At 72.3% G+C, this 20,669-nt stretch carries 16 protein-coding genes and 6 pseudogenes; 12 read left to right on the top strand and 10 right to left on the bottom strand.

Annotated elements, in window-relative coordinates:
• Positions 1-52: 52 nt before the first annotated feature.
• From ACQ86J_RS11585 to groES, 4 genes and pseudogenes are all read right to left on the bottom strand, one after another.
• Positions 53-256, bottom strand: coding sequence for a cold-shock protein (locus tag ACQ86J_RS11585; protein WP_133289018.1), 204 nt, complete (start codon positions 254-256; stop codon positions 53-55).
• A gap of 438 nt (positions 257-694) precedes the next feature.
• Positions 695-904 (bottom strand): transcription antiterminator/RNA stability regulator CspE, encoded by a 210-nt coding sequence (cspE, locus tag ACQ86J_RS11590; protein WP_431271222.1) that lies wholly within the window; start codon positions 902-904, stop codon positions 695-697.
• A gap of 226 nt (positions 905-1,130) precedes the next feature.
• A pseudogene (gene groL, locus ACQ86J_RS11595) lies at positions 1,131-2,785 on the bottom strand (chaperonin GroEL).
• 168 nt (positions 2,786-2,953) lie between these two features.
• Entirely contained in the window at positions 2,954-3,265 is a 312-nt protein-coding gene (gene groES / locus ACQ86J_RS11600; protein ID WP_133289015.1) for a co-chaperone GroES, read from the bottom strand.
• A 500-nt stretch (positions 3,266-3,765) separates the two neighbouring features.
• On the opposite strand from groES, the gene ACQ86J_RS11605 reads away from it, so the two are divergent.
• Positions 3,766-3,849: a hypothetical protein gene (locus tag ACQ86J_RS11605; protein WP_431272378.1), complete on the top strand. Its 84-nt coding sequence runs from the start codon at positions 3,766-3,768 to the stop codon at positions 3,847-3,849.
• A 25-nt stretch (positions 3,850-3,874) separates the two neighbouring features.
• Here ACQ86J_RS11605 and ACQ86J_RS11610 read toward each other — a convergent pair whose 3' ends face one another.
• Entirely contained in the window at positions 3,875-4,558 is a 684-nt protein-coding gene (locus ACQ86J_RS11610; RefSeq protein WP_431271223.1) for a TVP38/TMEM64 family protein, read from the bottom strand.
• Positions 4,555-5,204 (bottom strand): annotated as a pseudogene (locus tag ACQ86J_RS11615) (glycosyltransferase family 2 protein). Before ACQ86J_RS11615 ends, ACQ86J_RS11610 begins: the two are co-directional and overlap by 4 nt.
• A 253-nt stretch (positions 5,205-5,457) precedes the next feature.
• Here ACQ86J_RS11615 and ACQ86J_RS11620 point away from each other — a divergent pair.
• The 8 genes and pseudogenes from ACQ86J_RS11620 (at position 5,458) to ACQ86J_RS11655 (ending at position 14,887) form a co-directional block, all read left to right on the top strand.
• A complete protein-coding gene (locus ACQ86J_RS11620) occupies positions 5,458-6,570 on the top strand; it encodes a COX15/CtaA family protein (protein ID WP_431271224.1) in 1,113 nt (370 codons plus the stop codon).
• Positions 6,567-7,265, top strand: a pseudogene (locus tag ACQ86J_RS11625) (PAS-domain containing protein); the annotation flags it as partial. The gene ACQ86J_RS11620 and the pseudogene ACQ86J_RS11625, both read left to right, overlap by 4 nt.
• A gap of 332 nt (positions 7,266-7,597) precedes the next feature.
• Positions 7,598-8,638 (top strand): annotated as a pseudogene (locus tag ACQ86J_RS11630) (PAS-domain containing protein); the annotation flags it as partial.
• Positions 8,639-8,681: 43 nt separating this feature from the next.
• Positions 8,682-10,019: a PAS-domain containing protein gene (locus tag ACQ86J_RS11635; protein WP_431272379.1), complete on the top strand. Its 1,338-nt coding sequence runs from the start codon at positions 8,682-8,684 to the stop codon at positions 10,017-10,019.
• A gap of 41 nt (positions 10,020-10,060) precedes the next feature.
• Positions 10,061-11,032: a PAS-domain containing protein gene (locus ACQ86J_RS11640; protein WP_431271225.1), complete on the top strand. Its 972-nt coding sequence runs from the start codon at positions 10,061-10,063 to the stop codon at positions 11,030-11,032.
• Complete coding sequence (locus ACQ86J_RS11645) at positions 10,945-12,978, top strand: PAS-domain containing protein (RefSeq protein ID WP_431271226.1); 2,034 nt, start codon at positions 10,945-10,947, stop codon at positions 12,976-12,978. The genes ACQ86J_RS11640 and ACQ86J_RS11645 overlap by 88 nt, the downstream gene beginning before the upstream one ends.
• Positions 12,979-13,007: 29 nt before the next feature.
• Positions 13,008-14,444, top strand: coding sequence for a metalloprotease TldD (tldD, locus tag ACQ86J_RS11650; RefSeq protein ID WP_431271227.1), 1,437 nt, complete (start codon positions 13,008-13,010; stop codon positions 14,442-14,444).
• Positions 14,441-14,887, top strand: a complete 447-nt coding sequence (locus ACQ86J_RS11655) for a GNAT family N-acetyltransferase (protein ID WP_431271228.1) — start codon at positions 14,441-14,443, stop codon at positions 14,885-14,887. Before tldD ends, ACQ86J_RS11655 begins: the two co-directional genes overlap by 4 nt.
• Positions 14,888-14,894: 7 nt before the next feature.
• Here ACQ86J_RS11655 and ACQ86J_RS11660 read toward each other — a convergent pair.
• From ACQ86J_RS11660 to ACQ86J_RS11670, 3 genes and pseudogenes are all read right to left on the bottom strand, one after another.
• Positions 14,895-16,240: pseudogene (locus tag ACQ86J_RS11660) on the bottom strand (glutamate--cysteine ligase).
• Complete coding sequence (locus ACQ86J_RS11665) at positions 16,233-16,694, bottom strand: RsmE family RNA methyltransferase (protein ID WP_431271229.1); 462 nt, start codon at positions 16,692-16,694, stop codon at positions 16,233-16,235. Before ACQ86J_RS11665 ends, ACQ86J_RS11660 begins: the two are co-directional and overlap by 8 nt.
• A 78-nt stretch (positions 16,695-16,772) precedes the next feature.
• Positions 16,773-16,928: an RNA methyltransferase PUA domain-containing protein gene (locus ACQ86J_RS11670; protein WP_431271230.1), complete on the bottom strand. Its 156-nt coding sequence runs from the start codon at positions 16,926-16,928 to the stop codon at positions 16,773-16,775.
• A gap of 122 nt (positions 16,929-17,050) precedes the next feature.
• Here ACQ86J_RS11670 and ubiA point away from each other — a divergent pair, with 122 nt between their 5' ends.
• Together ubiA and ACQ86J_RS11680 are read left to right on the top strand one after the other, a co-directional pair.
• Positions 17,051-17,950 (top strand): 4-hydroxybenzoate octaprenyltransferase, encoded by a 900-nt coding sequence (gene ubiA / locus ACQ86J_RS11675; RefSeq protein ID WP_431271231.1) that lies wholly within the window; start codon positions 17,051-17,053, stop codon positions 17,948-17,950.
• A gap of 50 nt (positions 17,951-18,000) precedes the next feature.
• Positions 18,001-18,586 (top strand): annotated as a pseudogene (locus ACQ86J_RS11680) (class I SAM-dependent methyltransferase); the annotation flags it as partial.
• Positions 18,587-18,741: 155 nt separating this feature from the next.
• On the opposite strand, the gene ACQ86J_RS11685 reads toward ACQ86J_RS11680, so the two are convergent.
• A complete protein-coding gene (locus tag ACQ86J_RS11685; RefSeq protein WP_431271232.1) occupies positions 18,742-19,968 on the bottom strand; it encodes a hypothetical protein in 1,227 nt (408 codons plus the stop codon).
• 298 nt (positions 19,969-20,266) lie between these two features.
• On the opposite strand from ACQ86J_RS11685, the gene ACQ86J_RS11690 reads away from it, so the two are divergent.
• Positions 20,267-20,665 carry a hypothetical protein gene (locus ACQ86J_RS11690; protein ID WP_431271233.1) on the top strand — a complete coding sequence of 133 codons (399 nt, stop codon included), beginning with the start codon at positions 20,267-20,269 and terminating at the stop codon, positions 20,663-20,665.
• Positions 20,666-20,669 lie beyond the last annotated feature (4 nt).

The raw sequence follows: 20,669 nt of genomic DNA on the forward strand, positions 1-20,669 counted from the left end.
GCCCTGGGCGCCGGCCCCGAAATGTCAGGCCTGGGTGACCGGGTGCGGTCGCTCAGAGCGGCTTGAGGTTGGCGGCGGCGGCCTTGCCGCGCTCCATCACCACTTCGTACTGGACCTTCTGGTTCTCGTTCAGCCCCTGCAGGCCGGCCTTCTGCACGGCGGTGATGTGGACGAAGACATCCTTGCCACCATCCTGCGGGACGATGAAGCCGAAGCCCTTGGTCGCGTTGAACCACTTCACGGTGCCGGTCGCCATGCGATGCACCCTCCTTGTCCTGGTGCGCGGACGCCGATCGCCCGCACGGAAAACCACCGGGTTGGATCGGCTTGAGGGCGCCCGGTGGAACCGGGAGGGCACGGCAAGGCGGGCCAAGAGCGGCTGGCTACCCGAGTGAACACGCTTCGCCGAGGCGAAGTCAAATGCCTTACACACGCATTTCAGTGAGAAGCGGCAGCGGCGATGACTTCGGCCGGCCGCGAAAAACCGACCAATTCGCAAGAATAAAACGCGGCTTTGGTGCGCTGCAGCCGGTCCGTTTTCGCCGCGGGCCGGATCCGGGTGGCAGGACCAGCACCGCCGCGCCTATCTGGGCTTGGTTGGATTGCGTCCGGACCTGGAAGCGGCACGGCCGTGGCATGGCTCGGCGGGGGCAGTGCCGGGCCTCCGCGCCCGCATGCCCTCGCGCCAGTCGCGCTAGATCGGGGTAACGTTGGCGGCGGCGGGACCCTTGGCGCCGTTCGTCACCTCGAACTGCACCGGTTGGCCCTCCGCGAGCACCTTGAAGCCGCTGCCGGCGATGGCGGAGAAGTGGACGAAAACGTCCTTGGTCCCGTCATCGGGCGTGATGAAGCCGAACCCCTTAGCTTCGTTGAACCACTTCACCTTGCCCCTATTCGTGGCCATGCCGTCTCCCTCCCTGCTTGCCCCTGGTCGCCGCGGGCGGCGAGGACCCTGGCGGACGGGGTGCCGGACGCGGGATCGCGGGCGCGACATCAACCCAAGGGTGATGATCCACGGGAAGCATTCCCAGATACTGCGAAGGTGTCAACGGCCCCGGGCCGCGCCGCGGACAAGGAAAAGGGGCGGGACCCTGCGGTCCCGCCCCCTTCTTCGACCACTGATCCGAGGATCAGAAGTCCATGTCGCCCATGCCGCCCATGCCGCCGCCGCCCATGCCGCCGCCGGGGCCGCCGGCCGCCGGCTTCGCCGGGCGCTCGGCCACCATGGCTTCGGTGGTGATCAGCAGTGCCGCGACCGAGGCCGCGTCCTGCAGCGCAGTGCGCACGACCTTGGTCGGGTCGATGATGCCGGCGCTGACCAGGTCCTTGTACTCGTCGAGCTGGGCGTCGTAGCCGTAGGTGTAGGTGCCGTCGCGCAGCACCTCACCGGCCACCACGGCGCCATCCTTGCCGGCGTTCTCGGCGATCTGCTTCAGCGGCGCCTGCACGGCGCGGCGCACGATCTCGATGCCGACCTGCTCGTCGTTGTTCAGGCCCTTCAGCCCGCCCAGGTTGGTGCTGGCGCGCAGCAGCGCGGTGCCGCCACCGGGGACGATGCCTTCCTGGACCGCGGCGCGGGTCGCATGCAGCGCGTCGTCGACGCGATCCTTGCGCTCCTTCACCTCGACCTCGGTCGAGCCGCCGACGCGGATCACGGCCACGCCACCGGCCAGCTTCGCCAGGCGCTCCTGCAGCTTCTCGCGGTCGTAGTCCGAGGTGGTCTCCTCGATCTGCGCCTTGATCTGCTCGCAACGGCCGTTGATCTCGGACTTCTCGCCCGCGCCGTCGACGATCGTGGTGTTTTCCTTCTCGATCTTCACGAGCTTGGCCTTGCCCAGCATGGCCAGCGTGACGGTCTCGAGCTTGATGCCGAGGTCTTCGCTGATCACCTGGCCACCGGTCAGGATCGCGATGTCCTCGAGCATCGCCTTGCGGCGGTCACCGAAGCCCGGCGCCTTGACGGCGGCGATCTTCAGGCCACCACGCAGCTTGTTCACCACCAGGGTCGCCAGGGCCTCGCCCTCGACATCCTCGGCGACGATCACGAGCGGACGGCCCGACTGCACCACGGCCTCGAGAAGCGGCAGCATCGGCTGGAGCTGCGAGAGCTTCTTCTCGAAGATCAGGATGTAGGGTTTTCCATCTCGACGATCATCTTCTCCGCATTCGTGATGAAATACGGGGAGACGTAGCCGCGATCGAACTGCATGCCCTCGACGACGTCGAGCTCGGTCTGGATGGACTTGGCCTCCTCGACGGTGATGACACCCTCGTTGCCGACCTTCTCCATCGCCTTGGCGATCATCTCGCCGATCTCGCTCTCGCCGTTGGCGGAGAGCGTGCCGACCTGCGCCACTTCGGCGGAGGTGGTGATCTTCTTCGTCTTGGCCTCGAGCTCGCCGACGATCTGCGCCACGGCCTTGTCGATGCCGCGCTTCAGGTCCATCGGGTTCATGCCGGCGGCCACGGCCTTGGCGCCCTCACGGACGATGGCCTGGGCCAGCACGGTGGCGGTGGTGGTGCCGTCGCCCGCGGTGTCGTTGGTCTTCGAGGCCACTTCGCGCACCATCTGCGCGCCCATGTTCTCGAACTTGTCGGCCAGCTCGATCTCCTTGGCGACGGTCACGCCGTCCTTGGTGATCCGCGGCGCGCCGAAGCTCTTGTCGATGACGACGTTGCGGCCCTTCGGGCCCAGCGTCACCTTCACCGCGTCGGCGAGAATGTCCACGCCGCGGATCATCCGCTCGCGGGCGGTGGCGCCGAACTTGACGTCCTTCGCTGCCATGATGGGTATCCTTTACGTTGCGCGCTCACGCCTGTCGCCGGGCTCAGGGCCCGTCATGCGGCGGATCGCTCGGATTGATGACCAGACGCAGGCTGGGCTTCGCCACCGGGGCGGACCGCGGCGCCAGGGCGATGTCCCCGGGAGCCACGGTCGCCGGCGGCAGGAGCCTCAGGCCGCCTTGGCGACGGAAGGGTTGTCGAGAATGCCCATGATGTCGGACTCCTTCATGATCAGGAGCTCCTCACCATTGAGCTTCACCTCGGTGCCCGACCACTTGCCGAACAGGATGCGGTCGCCCGCCTTGACGTCGAGCGCGCGAAGCTCGCCCTTGTCGTTCAGCGTGCCGGAGCCGACGGCGATGACCTCGCCCTCCTGGGGCTTTTCCTTCGCGGTGTCGGGGATGATGATGCCACCCGCGGTCTTCTCTTCGGCCGTGACACGGCGAACGAGAACGCGGTCATGCAGGGGACGGAAGCTCATGATCCTCTCCTGATGCCTTTGCTATTTGCGTTTCCTCAACCGGCAGGTCCGGCCAGCGTCCGCTTCAGCAGCCCGCTAGCACTCCCCGGAGGAGTGCCAAAGACCTATGCGAAGCCGCCGCGCCCGTCAAGGGATTGCAGCACTCATCGAGTGCGAGTGCTAACAGACTGATTCCACTGGTTTTTGTTGCACTCCCCCGGCATCCCATGGCAAGCTTCCCTCGTTGAACCAGGAGGAAAAGCGCCGGCCGCACCGCAAGTACGGACCGGAGACGGCTGAGGAAAGGACGACTGGCGTGCTGCAGGAGATTGAAAGCTTCGTTCGCGTGCCCGAGCTCAAGGTGCCCGACTGGCGGCTCACCACCGCCGAGATCCTCTACCACATGCCCGACCACCCGGGCGTGCTGCAGACCTTCATCTGGCAGAAGCTGGACCGCGCTCCGGTCTTCCCCGAGCTGAGCCGATTCCTGGAGATTCTGGAAGCGCGAGATCGAGGGCCCGCTGCACTCGGTCCGCGTCGCCTCCGCCGCGCTGATCCGCCCGGCCGAGCTGCGCTACGCCAACGGGCAGTTCCTGCTGCACTGACGCGGCAAGGCCGCCGGCGCGGGGCTCAGCCGGGCTCCGCGTCCAGCGCCTGTCCCGCCCGGTGCCGCCGCAGCAGCCGGAGGCCGAGCAGCACCGAGCCCAGCAGCATCGCTGCCGCCAGCCCGATCTGCCAGGCGCCGTCCACCCGCACGCCCTTGCCAAGCAGGGCGAAGACCAGGGTCTGCGGCAGGTAGCCGACCGCCGAGGCCGCGAGGAAGGGCAGCGCGGCGATCCCCGCCATCCCCGCAAGCAGATTGAGCGCCAGATTGTTCCCCACCGGCAGCAGCCGCAGCGCGGGAGTGGTGTCGAAGGGGCTCTCCGCGAGCGCGTCGCGCAGCGGCCGCAGCCGCCGGCCGAAGCGCCCCGCCAGCCGCCGCTCCGCCCAGTCCTGGCCGACCCAGCGGGCCCAGAAGAAGGCGATGGCCGCCCCCGCCAGCTGCGCGGCCAGGCCGAGCCCGGTGCCCATTACCGCGCCGAAGGCATAGCCGCCGAGGAAGGCGACGCCCTGCCGCGGCAGGCCGGTCGCGCTCGCTGCCGCGCCGGCCACAAGGAAGATCGTCTCGCCCAGCAGGCCGCGGCCGCGGATGTATTGGTCCACCCAATCGGTGCCGGGCACCGCCCCCAGCGCCCGCAGCAGCAGCCCGCCCAGGATCAGCCCCGCCGCCAGGACCAGCAGCTTGCCGATCGGCCGCAGCCGCGCGCCGCTCATTCCTGCGATTCTAGGACAGGCCGCTTCCAACGCCGCTGCAGCCAGGCGACGCCGACCAGATCGAACAGGCTCACCGCCAGCCGGTCCAGCGTGCCGTAGTTGGAGGCGCCGCGCACCCGCGGCCGGTGATTTACCGGCTCGCTCACCACCCGGCCGCCCTGGCGCAGCACCAGCGCCGGCAGGAAGCGGTGCATGTGGTCGAAGGCCGGCAGGTCGAGGAAGAGCGCGCGGGGGAATACCTTCAGCCCGCAGCCGGTATCCGGAGTCGCGTCCCGCAGCAGCCGGGCGCGGATGCCGTTGGCGATGCGGCTCGACCGTCGCTTCACCCAGCTGTCCTTCCGCGTCACCCGGTGCCCGGCGACCAGGATCGGGCCGCCCTCCGCCTCGGCCCGGGCCAGCAGGCGGGGGATGTCGGCCGGGTCGTTCTGCCCGTCGCCGTCGAGCGTGGCGATCCAGGTGCCGCGCGCCGCGCGCACCCGCTGACCACCGCGGCGGACTGGCCGCAGCTGGCGCGGTGCCGCAGCACCCGCAGCGGGGCGCCCGCCGCCGCTGCCCGCAGCGCCGCCGGGGTGGCGTCCGAGGACCCGTCGTCGACATAGACGATCTCGTGCCGGATGCCGGCCAGCGCCGCCTCGATCTCCGCCACCAGGGGCGCGATGTTCGGCGCCTCGTTGCGGACCGGGATGACGACGGAGAGGAGCGGCGGCGCGGGAGCTTCCGTCCGGCCCGGGGCGCCCTGCGGCGCCGGTGCGTAGGTGGCGCCCTGCGGCGCCGCCGCGTTGGCCGCGGGCGCCAGATGATCGGCGGGGGCATGGCGGCGCGGGTAGCAGCCCGGCGCCCCCCTGCAAGCCGTGACACCTTTGGATGCGCCGTGCCGATGGCCACCCTATACTTGCGGTATGCCATTCGATGCCCAGGCCGATGCCGCCCACCGCGCCGCCCCGAACCGGGGTCCCTCCTCCCGCCCGATCGCCTTTTGGCTGCTCACCGTGGCCGGCATGGTCTGGGCCATGGTGGCGCTCGGCGGCGCCACCCGGCTGACCGGCTCCGGCCTCTCGATCATGGAATGGGCGCCGCTCTCCGGCACGCTGCCGCCGCTGTCGGAGGCCGAGTGGCGCCGGCTCTACGCGCTGTACCAGACCATCCCGCAATATGCCCTGGTCAACCAGGGCTTCGGGCTGGAAGGCTTCAAGGAAATCTTCTGGCTGGAATGGGCGCACCGGCTGTGGGGCCGGCTGATCGGCCTGGCCTATGCGTTGCCGCTGGCCTGGTTCTGGCTGCGCGGACGGGTTCCGGCCGGGCTCAAGCCGCGCCTGCTGCTGCTGCTGCTGCTCGGCGGGCTGCAGGGCGCGGTCGGCTGGTTCATGGTCGCCTCGGGCTTCGAGGCCGATCGCACCGCCGTCTCGCCCTATCGCCTGGTGATGCATCTCTCGCTGGCGCTCGGCCTCTATGCCGCGCTGCTCTGGACCGGGCTCTCGCTGCTGCGCGGGCCGGGCGGCCCGCTGCCGGCCGCGGCCGGCACCGTCCGCCGGCAGGCCAAGGCCGCCGTCTGGCTGGTGGTGGCGGCCATGCTGGCCGGCGGCTTCGTCGCCGGCATCCGCGCCGGCTTCGACTACAACACCTTCCCGCTGATGGACGGAGGGCTGGTGCCGGAGGGCTACTGGCGGCTGGAGCCGGCCTGGCGGAACCTCACCCTCAATATCCCGGCGGTGCAGTTCAATCACCGCCTGCTGGCAACGCTGGCGACGCTCGCCGCGCTCGGCGCCGCGATCGCCGGCTGGCGCCGCCTGGCGCCGCATGGGGCGGCGGGCGCGGCGCGGCGGGCCTGCCTCGGCCTCGGCGCGGCGGTCTGCCTGCAATACGCGCTCGGCGTCGCTACCCTGCTGATGGTGGTGCCGGCCTGGCTCGGCACGCTGCACCAGGCCTGCGCGGTGCTGGTGCTGACCGCCGCCCTGGTCGCCCTGCACTGCCTGCGCGACATGCCCGACGGCAGGGCCCGGGGCGCGCCATGAACCAGAACGCGGCCGGCGACACGGCACTGACCACCGCCCTGGCCGCGCTGCCGCTCGGCGTCTGGGTCATCGGCCCGGACGGCCGGTTGGGCTTCGCCAATGCCGCGACGCGGCAGGTCACCGGGATCGACCCGGCCGAGACGCCGCCCGGCCTGCCCGCGGCGGAGCCGGTCCGCCGCTACGCCTATCGCGGCGTCTATGGCGACGGCGACCCCGAGACCCTCGTCGCCGAGCACTTGGCGATCGACCGCAGCCGCCCCTTCCGCCGGCAATTCCGCCGCGCCGACGGCGCCAGCTTCGAGCAGCTCGGCATGCCCCTGCCCGGCGGCGGCTATGTCGCCACGGTGGTCGAGGTGACCGGCTACCTCGCCATGACGCAGGAGGCGCAGGCCCGCGCCCGGCGGCTCGAGACCCTGCTGGCGCAGCTGCGCGGCGGCGTCGCCGCCTACGACCCGCAGCGCTGCGTGCTGTTCAACAACCCCGCCTACGAGGACCTGCTGGGCCTGCCGCGCGGCGCCATCCGCCCCGGCACCTCCTTCGAGACGCTGTTCGGGATGCTGGCCGAGCGGGGCGAGTTCGCCAATGTCGACCCCGCCGCGCTGATCGAGGAGCGCCGCAGGGTGGACCGCAGCCGCCCGGCCTCCCACCTGCGGGTCCGGCCGAATGGCCAGGCGCTGCGGATCGAAAGCCAGCCGCTGCCGGATGGCGGCTACCTGGTGGAACTGAACGACGTCACCGCGATGCAGCGGGCGGAGGACGAGGCGCGCCGCCGCGCTGCGCTGCTCGACGGCGTGCTCGTCTCCCTGCCGCATGGCGTCGTGGTCTATGGCGCGGATGGCCGCGTCGCCATGGTCAACGCGGCGCACCAGGCGATCCTGTCCGGCACCGAGATCGCGGTCGGCGAGCACCGCGACGAGATCACCCGCCGCCGCGCCGCGCAGGGCGAGTACGGGCCCGCCGCCGGGACCATGCTGGCGATCACGCCGGAGCAGCGGGTGCCGGTGCAGCGCACCGGCCGGATGGCAGGGTGCTCGACATCCGCTACGCACCGCTGCCGGATGGCGGCGTCGTGGAGGTCACCACCGACATCACCGCGTTGCACGCCGCGCGCGCCGAGGCGACCGGCCGCGCCGCCCAGCTGCAGGTCATGCTCGACAACATGCGGCACGGCATCGCGCTCTACGATGCCGATTTGCAGCTGGTGGTCTCGAACGCGCTCGCCGCGAAGCTGACCGGGCTGCCGCCCGCCTCGATGCAGCCGGGCCGGCACATCCTCGACCTGGTGCGGGAACAGGCGGCGCGCGGCGTCTTCGGCGGGCCGGCGGAGACCGAGACGGTGCTCGCCACGGCGCTGACCATCGATCGCCGCCGGCCGAGCAACCGCACCCTGCACCGTCCCGACGGCACGGTGGTCGAGGTGGTCACCGACCCGACGCCGGATGGCGGCTATGTCGTCAGCTTCAGCGACGTCACCGCCTCGGCCGCGGCGCAGGAGACGGCGCAGGCGCAGGCGGCGATGCTGCAGGTGGCGCTTGATTCGATGCGGCACGGCTTCATCCTGTACGACGCCACGGCGCGGGTGATCGCCGCCAATGCGCTCGCCGCCGCGTGCTGCGGCTTGGCGCCGGCGGATATCGCCCCCGGCCGGACGCTGGAGCAGGTGCTGCGGCGGCAGCAGGAGGCCGGCGTCTTCGGTGCGGGCGAGATGGCAGAGGCGACCTTCCGCGCGCTTCTCGGGCTCGACCGCAGCCAGCCGTTCGAGGCACGGCGCTGCCTGCCGGACGGGCGGGTGATGGAGATCCGCTCCGCGCCGACCCCGTCTGGCGGCTTCGTCATCACCCTGACCGACGTGACCGCCAGGGCCCAGGCCGAGGCGAGGGCCGAACAGCGCGCGGCGGTGCTGCAGACGGCGCTGGAATCCATGCAGCACGGCTTCGTGCTCTACGACGCGGCGGCCCGGCTGGTCGCCGCCAACAGCCTCGGCGCGGCCTACAGCAGCCTGGCGCCGGAGGAGCTGGTGCCAGGCCGGTCGCTCGCCTCCCTGCTGCGGGCGCAGCGCGCGGCCGGGGCCTTGGGGCCGGAGCCGGCGGCGGCGGCAGCGCGAGGCCGAGCTGGTCGCGCTCGACCGCGGCCGACCGCACGAATACCGCCGCGCCACGCCGGATGGCGGCATCCTCGAGGTCCGCTCGGCGCCGACGGCCGAGGGCGGCTTCGTCATCACCTTGACCGACATCACCGCCCTGGCCCGGGCCGAGGCGGCGGCGCGCGACCGGGCGAACCTGCTGCAGGCGATGCTCGACCACATGCGGCACGGCATCGTGGTCTTCGGCCCGGACCATCGCGTGCTGGCGGCCAACGAGCTCTGCAGCACCCTGGGCGGGATGGCGCCCGGCACGGTGCGGCCCGGGCGCGGCCTGCCGGAGCTGGTCGCGGAACGGGTCGCCGCCAATGGCCCCTTCGAGCCGGCGGCGGCCGCGGCGGCGATCGCCGAGGACCTTGGGCTCGACCGCCGGCTGCCGCTGCGGCGTGAGCGGCTGAACGCGCACGGCCGGATGGTGGCGGTCAATTCCGACCCGTTGCCGGATGGCGGCTTCGTCATCAGCTACGTCGACACCACCGAGGTGAGCGCGGCCAAGGCCGAGGCGCAGCACCGTGCCATGCTGCTGCAGACGATGCAGGATTCGATGCGGCACGGCATCGCGCTCTTCGGCCCCGATCAGCGGCTGATCGTCGCCAACCGGCTCGCCCCCGACCTCGCCGGCCTGCCGGCCGAGGAGATGGTGCCAGGCATCACGGCGTACGACCTGGCGATGCGGCAATTGCGCCACGGCGTCTTCGGCCAGGGACCGGACGCCGAGGCCGAGGCGCTGGAGGTGGCGCAGCGCGACCGCAGCCGGTCCCACCCGGTGCGCCGCCGCATGCCGGACGGCCGTGTGGTGGACAGCGTCTCCGACCCCACGCCCGATGGCGGATTCGTCATCACCTGGAGCGACACCACGGCGCAGGTCGCCGCAGAGGCCGCGGCGGCGGAGCGGACGGCGACGCTGCAGGCGATGATCGACACCATGCACCACGGCGTGGTGCTGTTCGGTCCCGACCACCGGTTCATCGCTGACAACCGCCTGTCGCGCGAGCTGGCCGGGGTGCCGGATGCGGCGGCGCGCCCCGGCGCCAGCTTCAAATCGATCACCGCGGCGCTGTTCAGCGCCGGCGCGACCGGCGACCCCGCGCTCGATGCGCAGTTGGCCGGCATGTCGCTGCAGGCCGACCGTTCGCGCCCGCTGCACTATACCCGGCCGATGCGGGACGGCCGGACGCTCGAGGTCTTTTCCGACCCCATGCCCGATGGCGGCTTCGTCGTCACCCTGTCCGACATCACCCCGCTGGCGCGGGCCGAGGCGGAGGCGAAGCGGCGCGCCGCCACCCAGCGCGGTGATGCTGGACGCTGATCCGCCACGGCATCGCGCTGTTCGGCCCGGACCGCCGGCTGGTGGCGGCCAACCGGCTCGCCAGCGAGCTGAGCGCCGTGCCGGCGGAAATGCTGCACAGCGGCATGCGGTTCGAGGACGCGGTGCGGTTCCAGCGGCAGGCCGGCGTCTTCGGCCAGGGCGAGGAGGCCGCGGCGATCGAGCGGCTGGCCCTCGGCGCCGACCGGACGCGGACGGTGCGCTACCAACGCCGCGAGCCCGGATGGCCGGCTGATCGAGGTGGTGTCAGATCCGACCGCGGATGGCGGCTTCGCCCTCACCTATTCGGACATCACTGCCCTGGCGGCGGCCGAGGCCGCGGCGGGTCCCGCGCCGGCATCCTGCAGGCGGCGCTCGACCACATGCGGCACGGGCTGCTGATCTACGGGCCAGACCGCCGGCTGCTCGCGGCCAATGCCCTGGCGGCGGAGCTGTCCGGCCTGGCGCCGGAGGACGTCGCTCCGGGCGCTGGCTTCGACGACCTGGTCCGGCGGCAGCATGCCTCCGGCCAGTTCGGGCCGGAGCCGGAGGCGACGGCTGTCCTGCAACGCCTGCTGGCGGCCGACCGCAGCAGGCGCGGCCGGCGGATCCGTCACTCGCCGGATGGGCGGCAGGTCGAGGTCTTCACCGACCCGACGCCGGACGGCGGCTTCGTCATCAGCTTCACCGACATCACCGCCCGGGCCCGGGCCGAGGCTGAGGCGAAGCAGCGCGCTGGCCTGCTGCGCGACGCGCTCGACAGCATGCGGCACGGGCTGATGCTGTTCGGCCCCGACCGCCGGCTGCTGACCGCCAACCGGCTGGCCGGGCCGGATTACGGCATCCCCGATCTCCGCGGCCGGGAGGGCGTGCTGTTCGAGACCCTGGTGGCCGAGCAAGCCGCGGCGGCGGATTCGGCGACGATGCCATGGCGCAGGCGCTGGGTGCCGAGGTGCTCGCGCTCGACCGCGGCCAGCCGGCGCGCTACCGGCGGCGGAGGGTGGATGGCAAGGTGATCGAGGTCGGCTCCGACCCGACGCCGGACGGCGGCTTCGTCGTCACCCATACCGACGTGACCGAGCTGTCCCGGGCGCAGGACGAGGCCTCGGCCCGCGCCGCGGTGCTGCAGCTCATGCTCGACAACATGCGGCACGGCATCGCGCAGTTCGACCGCGACAAGCGGCTGGTCACCGCCAACCGGCTGGCTGCAGAGTTCAACGGCATCGATCCGGCACTGCTCCGGCCGGGTGTGGATGCGGCGGAGCTCGCCCTGGCGTCGCTGCGGGCCGGGATGATGACGGCGGAGGCGGTGCAGGCCGGGCTGGCGGACGACTACACGCGGCCGCAGCGGCGGACCCGGGTGCGGCCGGACGGCCGGGTGATCGAGATCTTCACCGACCCGACCCCCGATGGCGGCTTCGTCGCCACCTATAGCGACGTCACCGCGCTGACCGAGGCGGAGGCGGAGGCGCGCAAGCGGGCCGGCATCCTGCAGGTGATGCTGGACAACCTGCGGCACGGCATCCAGCTCTTCGACGCCGACCAGCGGCTGATCGCCGCCAACCGGCTTGCCGCCGACCTCGCCGGCTATCCCGGCGACCAGCTGCCGCAGGGCGCCTTGCTGGCCGACCTGATCACCGAGCAGTTCCGGGCCGGCGCGATCAGGGGCGATCAGGCGATGCTGCATGCCACGGCGCTGTCGATCGACCGGTCGGCTCCGGCACGCTACATCCGGCCGCACCGCGACGGCCGCGTCATCGAGGTCACCTCCGACCCGACGCCGGACGGCGGCTTCGTCATCACCATGGCCGACATCAGCGCCCTGGCGGAGGCGGAGCAGGCGGCGCAGCACCGCACCGCGCTGCTGCAGGCGATGCTCGACAACAGCCGGCAGGGCGTCATCCTGTTCGACATGGAAGGCCGGATCCTGGCGGCGAACGGCATCGCCGCCGACCTCAACAGGGTCCCGGCCGATCAGCTGCAGCCCGGCATCACCGTCCGGGCGCTGATCGAGGCCCAGGGCGCGCTCGGCTATTTCGATGCCCCGACCATGGCCGAGGCGCTGTCTCTGGTGCCGGAGGACCGGCCCTGGCCGACCCCCTATTCCCGCCGCCGGACGCTCGGCCACAACCGGATCGTCGAGGTGACCACCGACAGCGTCGGCGGCGTCGGCTACATCCGCAGCTACCGCGACATCAGCGAGGAGTTGCGGGCGCGGGCCGAGCTGGAACGCGCCAAGGACGCCGCCGAGACCGCGAACAAGGCCAAGTCGCGCTTCCTGGCGACGATGAGCCATGAGCTGCGGACGCCGCTGAACGCGGTGATCGGCTTCTCCGAGGCCATCACCGCCGATCCCGACCCGGTCCGCGGCAAGGAATACGTCCGCTCGATCCACGAGGCCGGGCGGCATCTGCTGTCGCTGATCGACGACATCCTCGACGTTGCCCGGGCGGAGACGGTCGGCTTCACCACCACCGAGAGCGAGGTGGCGCCGATCCCGCTGCTGGAGGGTGTGGTGCGGGTGATGCAGGCGACCGCGGCCACCGCCGGCGTCGCCGTGGTGCAGGCGCTGCCGGCCGCGCTGCCGCTGCTGCGGGCGGATGCGCTGCGGCTGCGGCAGGTGCTGCTGAACCTCGTCTCCAACGCGGTGAAATTCACCCCGCAGGGCGGCCTGGTCACCCTCTCGGCCGAGGAGGCCCCGGAGGGCGGGCTGGTGATGCGGGTCACCGACAGCGGCATCGGCATCAGGCCAGAGGACATCCCGCGCGCCTTCGAGCCCTTCACCCAGCTCGATTCATCGCTGTCCCGACGCTTCCCCGGCTCCGGCCTCGGCCTATATCTGTCGCGGGCCCTGGCCGAGGCGCAGGGCGCGACGCTGACGCTCGAGTCGGTCCCCGGCGCCGGCACCACCGCCATGCTGTGCTTCCCGAAATCCCGGCTGATCACCTCCCTCGCGGCGTAGGCCGCCCGCATTCACGGAAGGGTTCTCCCATGCCGCTCGACACGCCGCTTTCCGTCACCGACCGCCTGTTCTTTGCCGAGCTCGCCCGCGCCGGCTCCGAGCGGATCCTGAAGCAGGCGCTGGACGGCGCCGAGGATGGCGAGCTCTTCCTCGAATATCGCGAGAGCGAGATGATCTCGCTCGACGACGGCCGCATCCGTTCCGCCACCTTCGACGCGACCAAGGGCTTCGGCCTGCGCGCCGTGGCCGGGGAGGCTGCCGGCTACGCCCATTCGGGCGAACTGTCGGAGGCCGCCCTGGCCCGCGCCGCCGACACGGTCGGCGCGGTGCGGCAGGGAAGGTCGGGCACGCTCGACGTCGCGCCGCGGGCGACCAATGCGCGGCTATACGAGGACGCCAACCCGCTGGCGCGGCTCGACTTCGGCGCCAAGACCACGCTGCTCGGGGAGATCGACGCCTATGCCAGGACGCGCGACCCGCGGGTCAAGCAGGTCATGGCCTCGATGTACGGTGAATGGCAGGCGGTGCAGATCCTCCGCCCCGACGGCACCCGCGTGGCCGATATCCGCCCGCTGGTGCGGCTGAACGTCGCCGTGGTGGTGGAGCAGGACGGCGGGCGGGAGACCGGCAGCCACGGCATGGGCGGACGGTTCGAGTATGCCCGCATCGTGACGGAGGACAGCTGGAAGGCGGCGGTGGACGAAGCGCTGCGCCAGGCGCTCGTCAACCTCGACAGCGTCCCCGCCCCGGCCGGGGAGATGGAGGTGGTGCTCGGCCCGGGCTGGCCGGGGATCCTGCTGCACGAGGCGATCGGCCATGGGCTCGAGGGCGACTTCAACCGCAAGAAGACCTCGGCCTTCGCCGGCCTGCTGGGACAGCGGATCGCCGCGCCGGGCGTCACGGTGGTCGATGACGGCACCCTGCCCGACCGCCGCGGAGTCTCCACCGTGGATGACGAGGGCACGCCGACCAACCGCACCGTGTTGATCGAGGACGGCGTGCTGGTCGGCTTCCTGCAGGACCGGCAGAACGCCCGGCTGATGGGCGTGGCGCCGACCGGCAACGGCCGGCGGCAGAGCTACGCCCACAGCCCGATGCCGCGCATGACCAACACGGTGATGCTCGGCGGGGCGCAGGCGCCGGAGGAGATCATCCGCAGCGTGAAGCGCGGCCTCTACGCGGTGAACTTCGGCGGCGGGCAGGTCGACATCACCTCGGGCAAGTTCGTCTTCTCGGCCTCCGAGGCCTACATGATCGAGGATGGCAGGCTGGGCGCGCCGGTGAAGGGCGCGACGCTGATCGGCAACGGGCCTGACAGCCTGACCAAGGTGGCGATGGTCGGCAACGACATGGCGCTCGACCCCGGGATCGGCACCTGCGGCAAGCAGGGCCAGGGCGTCCCCGTCGGCGTCGGCCAGCCGACGCTGAAGCTGGCCGGGCTGACGGTCGGCGGGACGGCGGTGTGACGATCCGCCCGGCGCGGCCGGAGGAGGCGCCGCGCCTCGCGGCCATCGTCGAGGTCGCCTATGGCCCCTGGGTGCCGGTCGTTGGCCGGCGCCCCTTTCCCATGGACGACGACTACGCCGCGCGCATCGCCGCCGGCGAGGCCTGGGTGCTGGAGGAGGCGGGCGCCGTCCGCGCCCTGCTGGTGCTCGAGACGCATCCCGACCACCTCATGCTCGACAACATCGCGGTCGACCCGGCGCGGCAGGGCAAGGGCGACGGCCGCGTCCTGCTCGACTTCGCCGAGGCCGAGGCGCGCCGGCGCGGGCTGCCGGAGATCCGGCTCTATACCAACGTGCTGATGGAGCGGAACATCGCGCTCTATGCGAAGCGCGGCTATGCCGAGACCGAGCGGCGGCAGGAGAAGGGCTTCGCGCGGGTGTTCATGGCGAAGCCGCTCGCCTGACGCTGCCTCACACCTCGGCGTGCAGCAGCGCCCGCCCGGCATCGCCACCCCAGGCGCCGTGGTACAGCGCCAGCAGCCGGTCCGCCTGGGTCAGCCCGCTCGCCACGATCTCGTCCAGCGGCGCCAGGTAGACGTCCTCGCCCAAGGCCCGCGCCCGCAGCCCGTCCCGCGCGATGGCCAGCACGTCCCGCGCCACGTCCCGCACCGCCCGCCCGCGGATCACGGCACCCAGCGCCTCACGCGGCGCGGCCAGCCGCAGCGCGCGGATCTCCTCCACGCTCCAGTCCCGCACCAGCGCCGCGGCGGCCTTCTGCGCCGCGGCGTCGTAGAGCAGCCCGACCCAGAGCGCGGGCTGCGCCACGATCATCGCCGCGCTGCCGGCATCCGATCCGCGCATCTCGAGGAAGCGCTTCAGCCGCACATCGGTGAAGGCGGTCGTCACATGGTCGGCGAAGTCGCCCATGGTGGCGCGCTCGCCCGGCAGCACGTCCAGCTTGCCGTCGAGGAAGTGGCGGAAGTTCCGTCCCGCCGCGTCCAGCCACTTGCCGTCCCGCATGACGAAGTACATCGGCACATCGAGCAGCCATTCGGCGAAGCGCTCAAAGCCGAAGCCCGGCTCGAAGACCACGGCGGGGATGCCGGTGCGGGCGCCGTCGGTGTCGGTCCAGACCTGGCCGCGCATCGAGCGGAAGCCGTTCGGCTTGCCCTCGGTGAAGGGCGAGTTGGCGAAGAGCGCCGTCGCCACCGGCTGCAAGGCGAGCGAGATGCGCAGCTTCTCGACCATGTCGGCCTCGTCGCCGTAGTCGAGATTGGCCTGCACCGTGCAGGTCCGCTGCATCATGTCGAGCCCGAGCGAACCCACCGTCGGCATGTAGCGCCGCATGATGGCGTAGCGCCCTTTGGGCATCCACGGCATCTCGGCGCGGCTGTGAGTCGGGTGGAAGCCGAGCGGCGCGAAGCCGACCTGCATCGGCCCGGTCACCTCGTGCACCTCCCGCAGGTGCTGCTGCAATTCCTGCCAGGTGGCGTGCAGGTCGGGCACCACGCCGCCCGACAGCTCGAGTTGCCCGGCGGGCTCCAGGCTGATCGAGGCGCTGCCGCGCTTCAGCCCGATCGGGTTGCCGGCATCGAGGATGGGCTCCCAGCCCTTGGCCTGCAGCCCGTCGAGGATCGCCCGGATGCCGCCCGGCCCCTCGTATTCGGGGGTGGCGAGGCCATCCCGGTGGAAGCCGAATTTCTCGTGCTCGGTGCCGACCCCCATTCCGCGCGCGGCTTGCTGCCGGCGGAGAACCACTCGGCCAGTTGCCGCGTGGAGGTGATCGGCGTCAGGTCCGCCTCGCCGGGATTAGACATCCTGCCCTTCCATATCGTCGGGGCCTGGGCAGGACGCCCGGCGCACGATCAAGCCTCGTTCCAGTCGCCGGCCAGCGCCTGCGAGCACCGCCAGCCCTGCCACCGCCGCAGTTTCCGCCCGCAGGATGCGGGGCCCGAGGGAAACCGTCGAAACAAAGGCACGGCGGCGGAGATCGTCAAGCTCCACCCTTTCGAACCCGCCCTCCGGCCCGACCAGCCAGGCCCAGGGGCCCGCCGGAACGGCACGGATCGCCTCGGCCAGCGGCGGCGATTCCCGCCTTTCGTCGCCGACCAGAGGGGTGTGGCATCCCATGCATCCAGCACCCGCGTGCAAGGGGGCGGCCGGCGCGACCGGCGGCACGGTCAGCCGGCCGCATTGCTCGGCGGCTTCCTGGGCGATGGCCGCCAGCCGCGCGGTATTGACCTTGTCGGTGATGCTGCGCCGGGTCAGCACCGGCTGGATCAGCCCGATGCCGAGCTTCGGTCGCCTTCTCCACCATCCAGTCCATCGCGTCGCGCTTCACCGCGGCGACTAGCAGGCGGCAGCGCCGGGCATCAGCTCCTGCGGCCGCACCTGCCGCTCCGGGCGGAAGCTGCAGCGATCCTTCCGCAGGTGGGCGATGCTGGCGGCCCATTCGCCGTCCCGCCCGTTGAACAGCAGCACCGCGTCGCCCACGGCGCGGCGCATCACCCCGCCGAGGTAATGCGCCTGGCCGGCGGTGGCGGGGACCTCCGCCCCCTCCGCCAGGGGCTGGTCCAGGAACAGGCGCGGGGTGGACGATGCGGCCCTTTCGCTGACACGGAGCAGGCGTGCAAGGCCATACCGACATCCACACCCAGGGCCTCGTCGCCCGCCTGCCCGCGGGCTGGCGCCCCTATGCGCTGCTGGCGCGGCTCGACCGGCCGATCGGCTCCTGGCTGCTCTTCCTCCCCGGCCTCTGGGCCTTCGCCATCGCCGCGCCGGACTGGGCCGAGGGAGCGCGTCTGACGCTGCTGTTCGGGATCGGCGCGGTCGCCATGCGCGGCGCCGGCTGCGTGGTGAACGACCTCTGGGACCGCGACATCGACCGCAAGGTGGAGCGCACCCGCGGCAGGCCGCTGGCCGCCGGCACCGTCACGCCCTTCCAGGCGCTCTGCTTCCTGGCCGGGCTCTGCACAATCGGGCTGCTGGTCCTCATCCAGCTCAACCTCACGGCCATCCTCTTCGGCCTCTGCGCCCTGGTGCCGATCCTGCTCTATCCCCTGGCCAAGCGGGTGACCAACTGGCCGCAGGCCATGCTCGGCCTGGTCTTCTCCTGGGCGGCACCGGAGGGGATGGCGGCGGCGACCGGCCAGATCGACGCGGCGGCGCTGCTGCTCTGGGCCGCCGGCTTCTGCTGGATCCTCGGCTACGACACGATCTACGCCCACCAGGACCGGGAGGACGACGCGGCGGTCGGCATCGGCAGCACCGCGCTCCGCTTCGGCGAGGACACGCGCCCCTTCCTCGCGGCCTGCTACGGCGCGACGCTGGCCTTCCTGGCCGCGGCCGGCTGGGTGGAGGGGCTGTCCTGGCCCTATTTGCCCGGGCTGCTGCTGCCGGCGGCGCTGCTGGCGCGGCAGGTCATGACGCTCGACATCCACGATCCGGCTCACTGCCTTCGCCTCTTCAAGGCGAACCGGGAGGTCGGGCTGGCCGTCGCCCTGGCCTTCCTGCTCGGGCGCATGTGACCGACCCCGAGGCCTTCATCCTCGGCCAGACCGCCATCGCCCGGCCGCCCATGGTGCCGGAGATCGCGCTGCACCTCGCCACCGAGATCACCCCGATCTGGCAGGCGACCGAGGCCTGGCTGGGCGCGCAGGGGATCGAGCCCCCTTCTGGGCCTTCGCCTGGCCCGGCAGCCAGGCCATGGCGCGGCTGATCCTCGACCACCCCGCGCATGTCGCGGGGCCGCCGGAGTGCTCGACTTCGCCGCCGGCTGCGGCCTGGCCGCCATCGCCGCCGCGAAGGCCGGGGCGGCCAGCGTCGAGGCCGCCGAGATCGACCCGCTGGCGCTCGCGGCCACCCGGCTGAATGCGGCGCTGAACGGCGTCTCCGTCGCCACGCCCGAAGGCGACGTGGTCGGGGCCGCCCGCCGCTGGGACCTCATCCTCGCCGGCGACGTCTGCTACGAGGCGCCGATGACCCGCCACATCCTGCCCTGGCTGCGCGCCATGGCCGCCGCCGGCGCCGAGGTCTGGCTGGCCGATCCAGGCCGCGCCTATGTCCCGCAGGACGGGCTTTCGGAGCTGGCCCGCTTCGACGTGCCGGTGACGCGGGAGCTTGAGGACAGGGATCACCGGCTGGTCACCATCTGCCGGCTGCAGGCCGCGAGGAAGGTTGGGGAGGGAAAAATATTCCCTCCCCAAACCCCACCCTTCCTTTTTGCGAGTCGGCTGCCGCGGCACGGCGAATGCCAGACTCACAGAAATAGAGGGGGGTCCAGGGAGGATACCTCCTCCTGGCCTTGCCTTCGCTTCCCTCACCGCGTCGCCACCTCGAGGAAGCGGATCAGCGCCGCCAGCTCCCCCGCATCCCCCACCGTCTGCACCGGCATCCGCGTGCCCGGCGTCACCACGTCCGGGCCGCGGGTGAAGAGGTCGGCCAGCGTCTCCGGCGTCCAGGTGATGTCGCCGCGGGCCAGGCGGGGCGAATAGGCATAGCCGGGCAGTGCCCCCATCCGCCGGCCGAAGATCCCCTGCAGGCTCGGCCCGGCCATCGGGCCGGCCCCGATCCCGCAGGGCGTGGCAGGCGCTGCAGGCGCGGAAGACCCGGGCGCCCTCGGGGTCGGCGCCGACGGGCAGCGCCGCCTCCGCCGTCCCCGCCGGCGGCCGAGCGGCGCGCCGGTCGCCGCATCCCAGCGCCGGACGCGGCGGTCCTGCCCGCCGGTCCAGAGGCTGGCCCCATCTGCGGCGAAGGCGACGCTCCAGAGCGGCAGGCCTGGGCCGTCGAGCATGTGCAGCAGCCTTCCATCCGCCACCGACCAGATCGCCGCGCTGCCGCCCAGCGAGGCGGTGGCGAGGCGCGTCCCGTCCGGCGCCGCGGCCAGCGCCACCACCGGCCGGGAGCCGGCGGCCCATTCGCGCGAGGTTCCGTCGGATTGCAGGATTCGGACAAAGCCATCCGCACCGCCCGTCGCCAGCGCCCCGCCCGGCAGGGCGGCGAGCGCGTTCTGCGGCAGGCCGAGCGCGGCCAGCACCTGGCCGCCGGCGGCACGCCAGAGGCGCACCGTGCCATCCGCCCCGGCGCTGGCCAGGCCGGCCGGCGTCCAGGCCAGGGCGCCGACCGGGCCGGCATGGCCTTCCAGCACCCGCGCCGTGCCGGCCACGCCCCAGATCCGCACCGTGCCGTCCCAGCCGGCCGAGGCGAGCGTGCCGTCCGGCGCCACGGCGAGTGCGGTGACCGGCCCGGCATGGCCTTCCAGCACCCGCGCCGGAGACTCCGCGCCGCCATCCGGCCAGAGCGCAATCCGCCCCTCCTCCCCCGCGCTGGCCAGTCCGCCGCCGGGCAGCGCCGCCAGGGCCGAGAGCGCGCCGGCATGCCAGCGCAGCACCCGCCGCGCCGTCCCGGATGCGGGGTCCCAGAGGATCACCGCCTGGTCGAAGCCGGCCGAGGCGAGGCCGCCGCCCTGCAGCACCGCCAGGGCCCGCACCGGCCCGCCATGGCCGGCCAATTCCTGCGCCCGGGGCGCCGGCAGGGCAAGCAGCATGAAAAGCAGGATGAGGGGAAGATGCGGCGGCAACGCGCAATTCGGACAAAGGCCAGCTTGGAGGCAAGGCGAGACGAGGTCGCCAGGCTTCGGCCCCTTGCCGGGCCGGTATCGCGGGGCGGCAAGCGGCAGGGTCCTCGATACATGCGGCAGCCTCCGGCGCGGCTGACCATCATAGGAAAAATATCACATATTGGCAAGGGTGTGCCGCACGCCATCAGTCATGAGACTGGATGGCGGTTTCATTACTTTCCATCCATTCCAGGCGTGCATGACTCGCATGCGACGGTGGGCTTCCATGGATGGACCGAGGGATGCGACCGGGCTGGCGCTGCATTTCCGCGGCGCCGACGAGGCGCTGCTCGGGCTTTCCACTTGGCAGGCGGTGCCGCTGATGACCCTGCTGAAAATCGACGTGCTCGGCACCGCGGTCGCCGCCGCCTACCTGCCGCGGCTGCAGCCGCTGCGGGTGCCGATCACCGCGGCGGCCATCGCCATGACCTTCATGCCCGTCCTCGCGGCCCTGGTCGCCGGCGTCTACCAGTCGAGCAGCCTGCGCGAGGCCGTGGTGGCGCTCAGCGGCAGCCGCAGCCCTTGGGTCGATCCGGGCTGGGGCATCGTCGTACTCGGCGTCGCGGCGCTGATGCTGGCCGGCGCGGCCATCCGCGCCGCCCGGGCGGAAGCCCGCCCGGCCTGAGCCG

Source organism: Dankookia sp. P2, from assembly GCF_050632255.1.
In the GTDB taxonomy this organism is placed as follows: domain Bacteria; phylum Pseudomonadota; class Alphaproteobacteria; order Acetobacterales; family Acetobacteraceae; genus Paracraurococcus.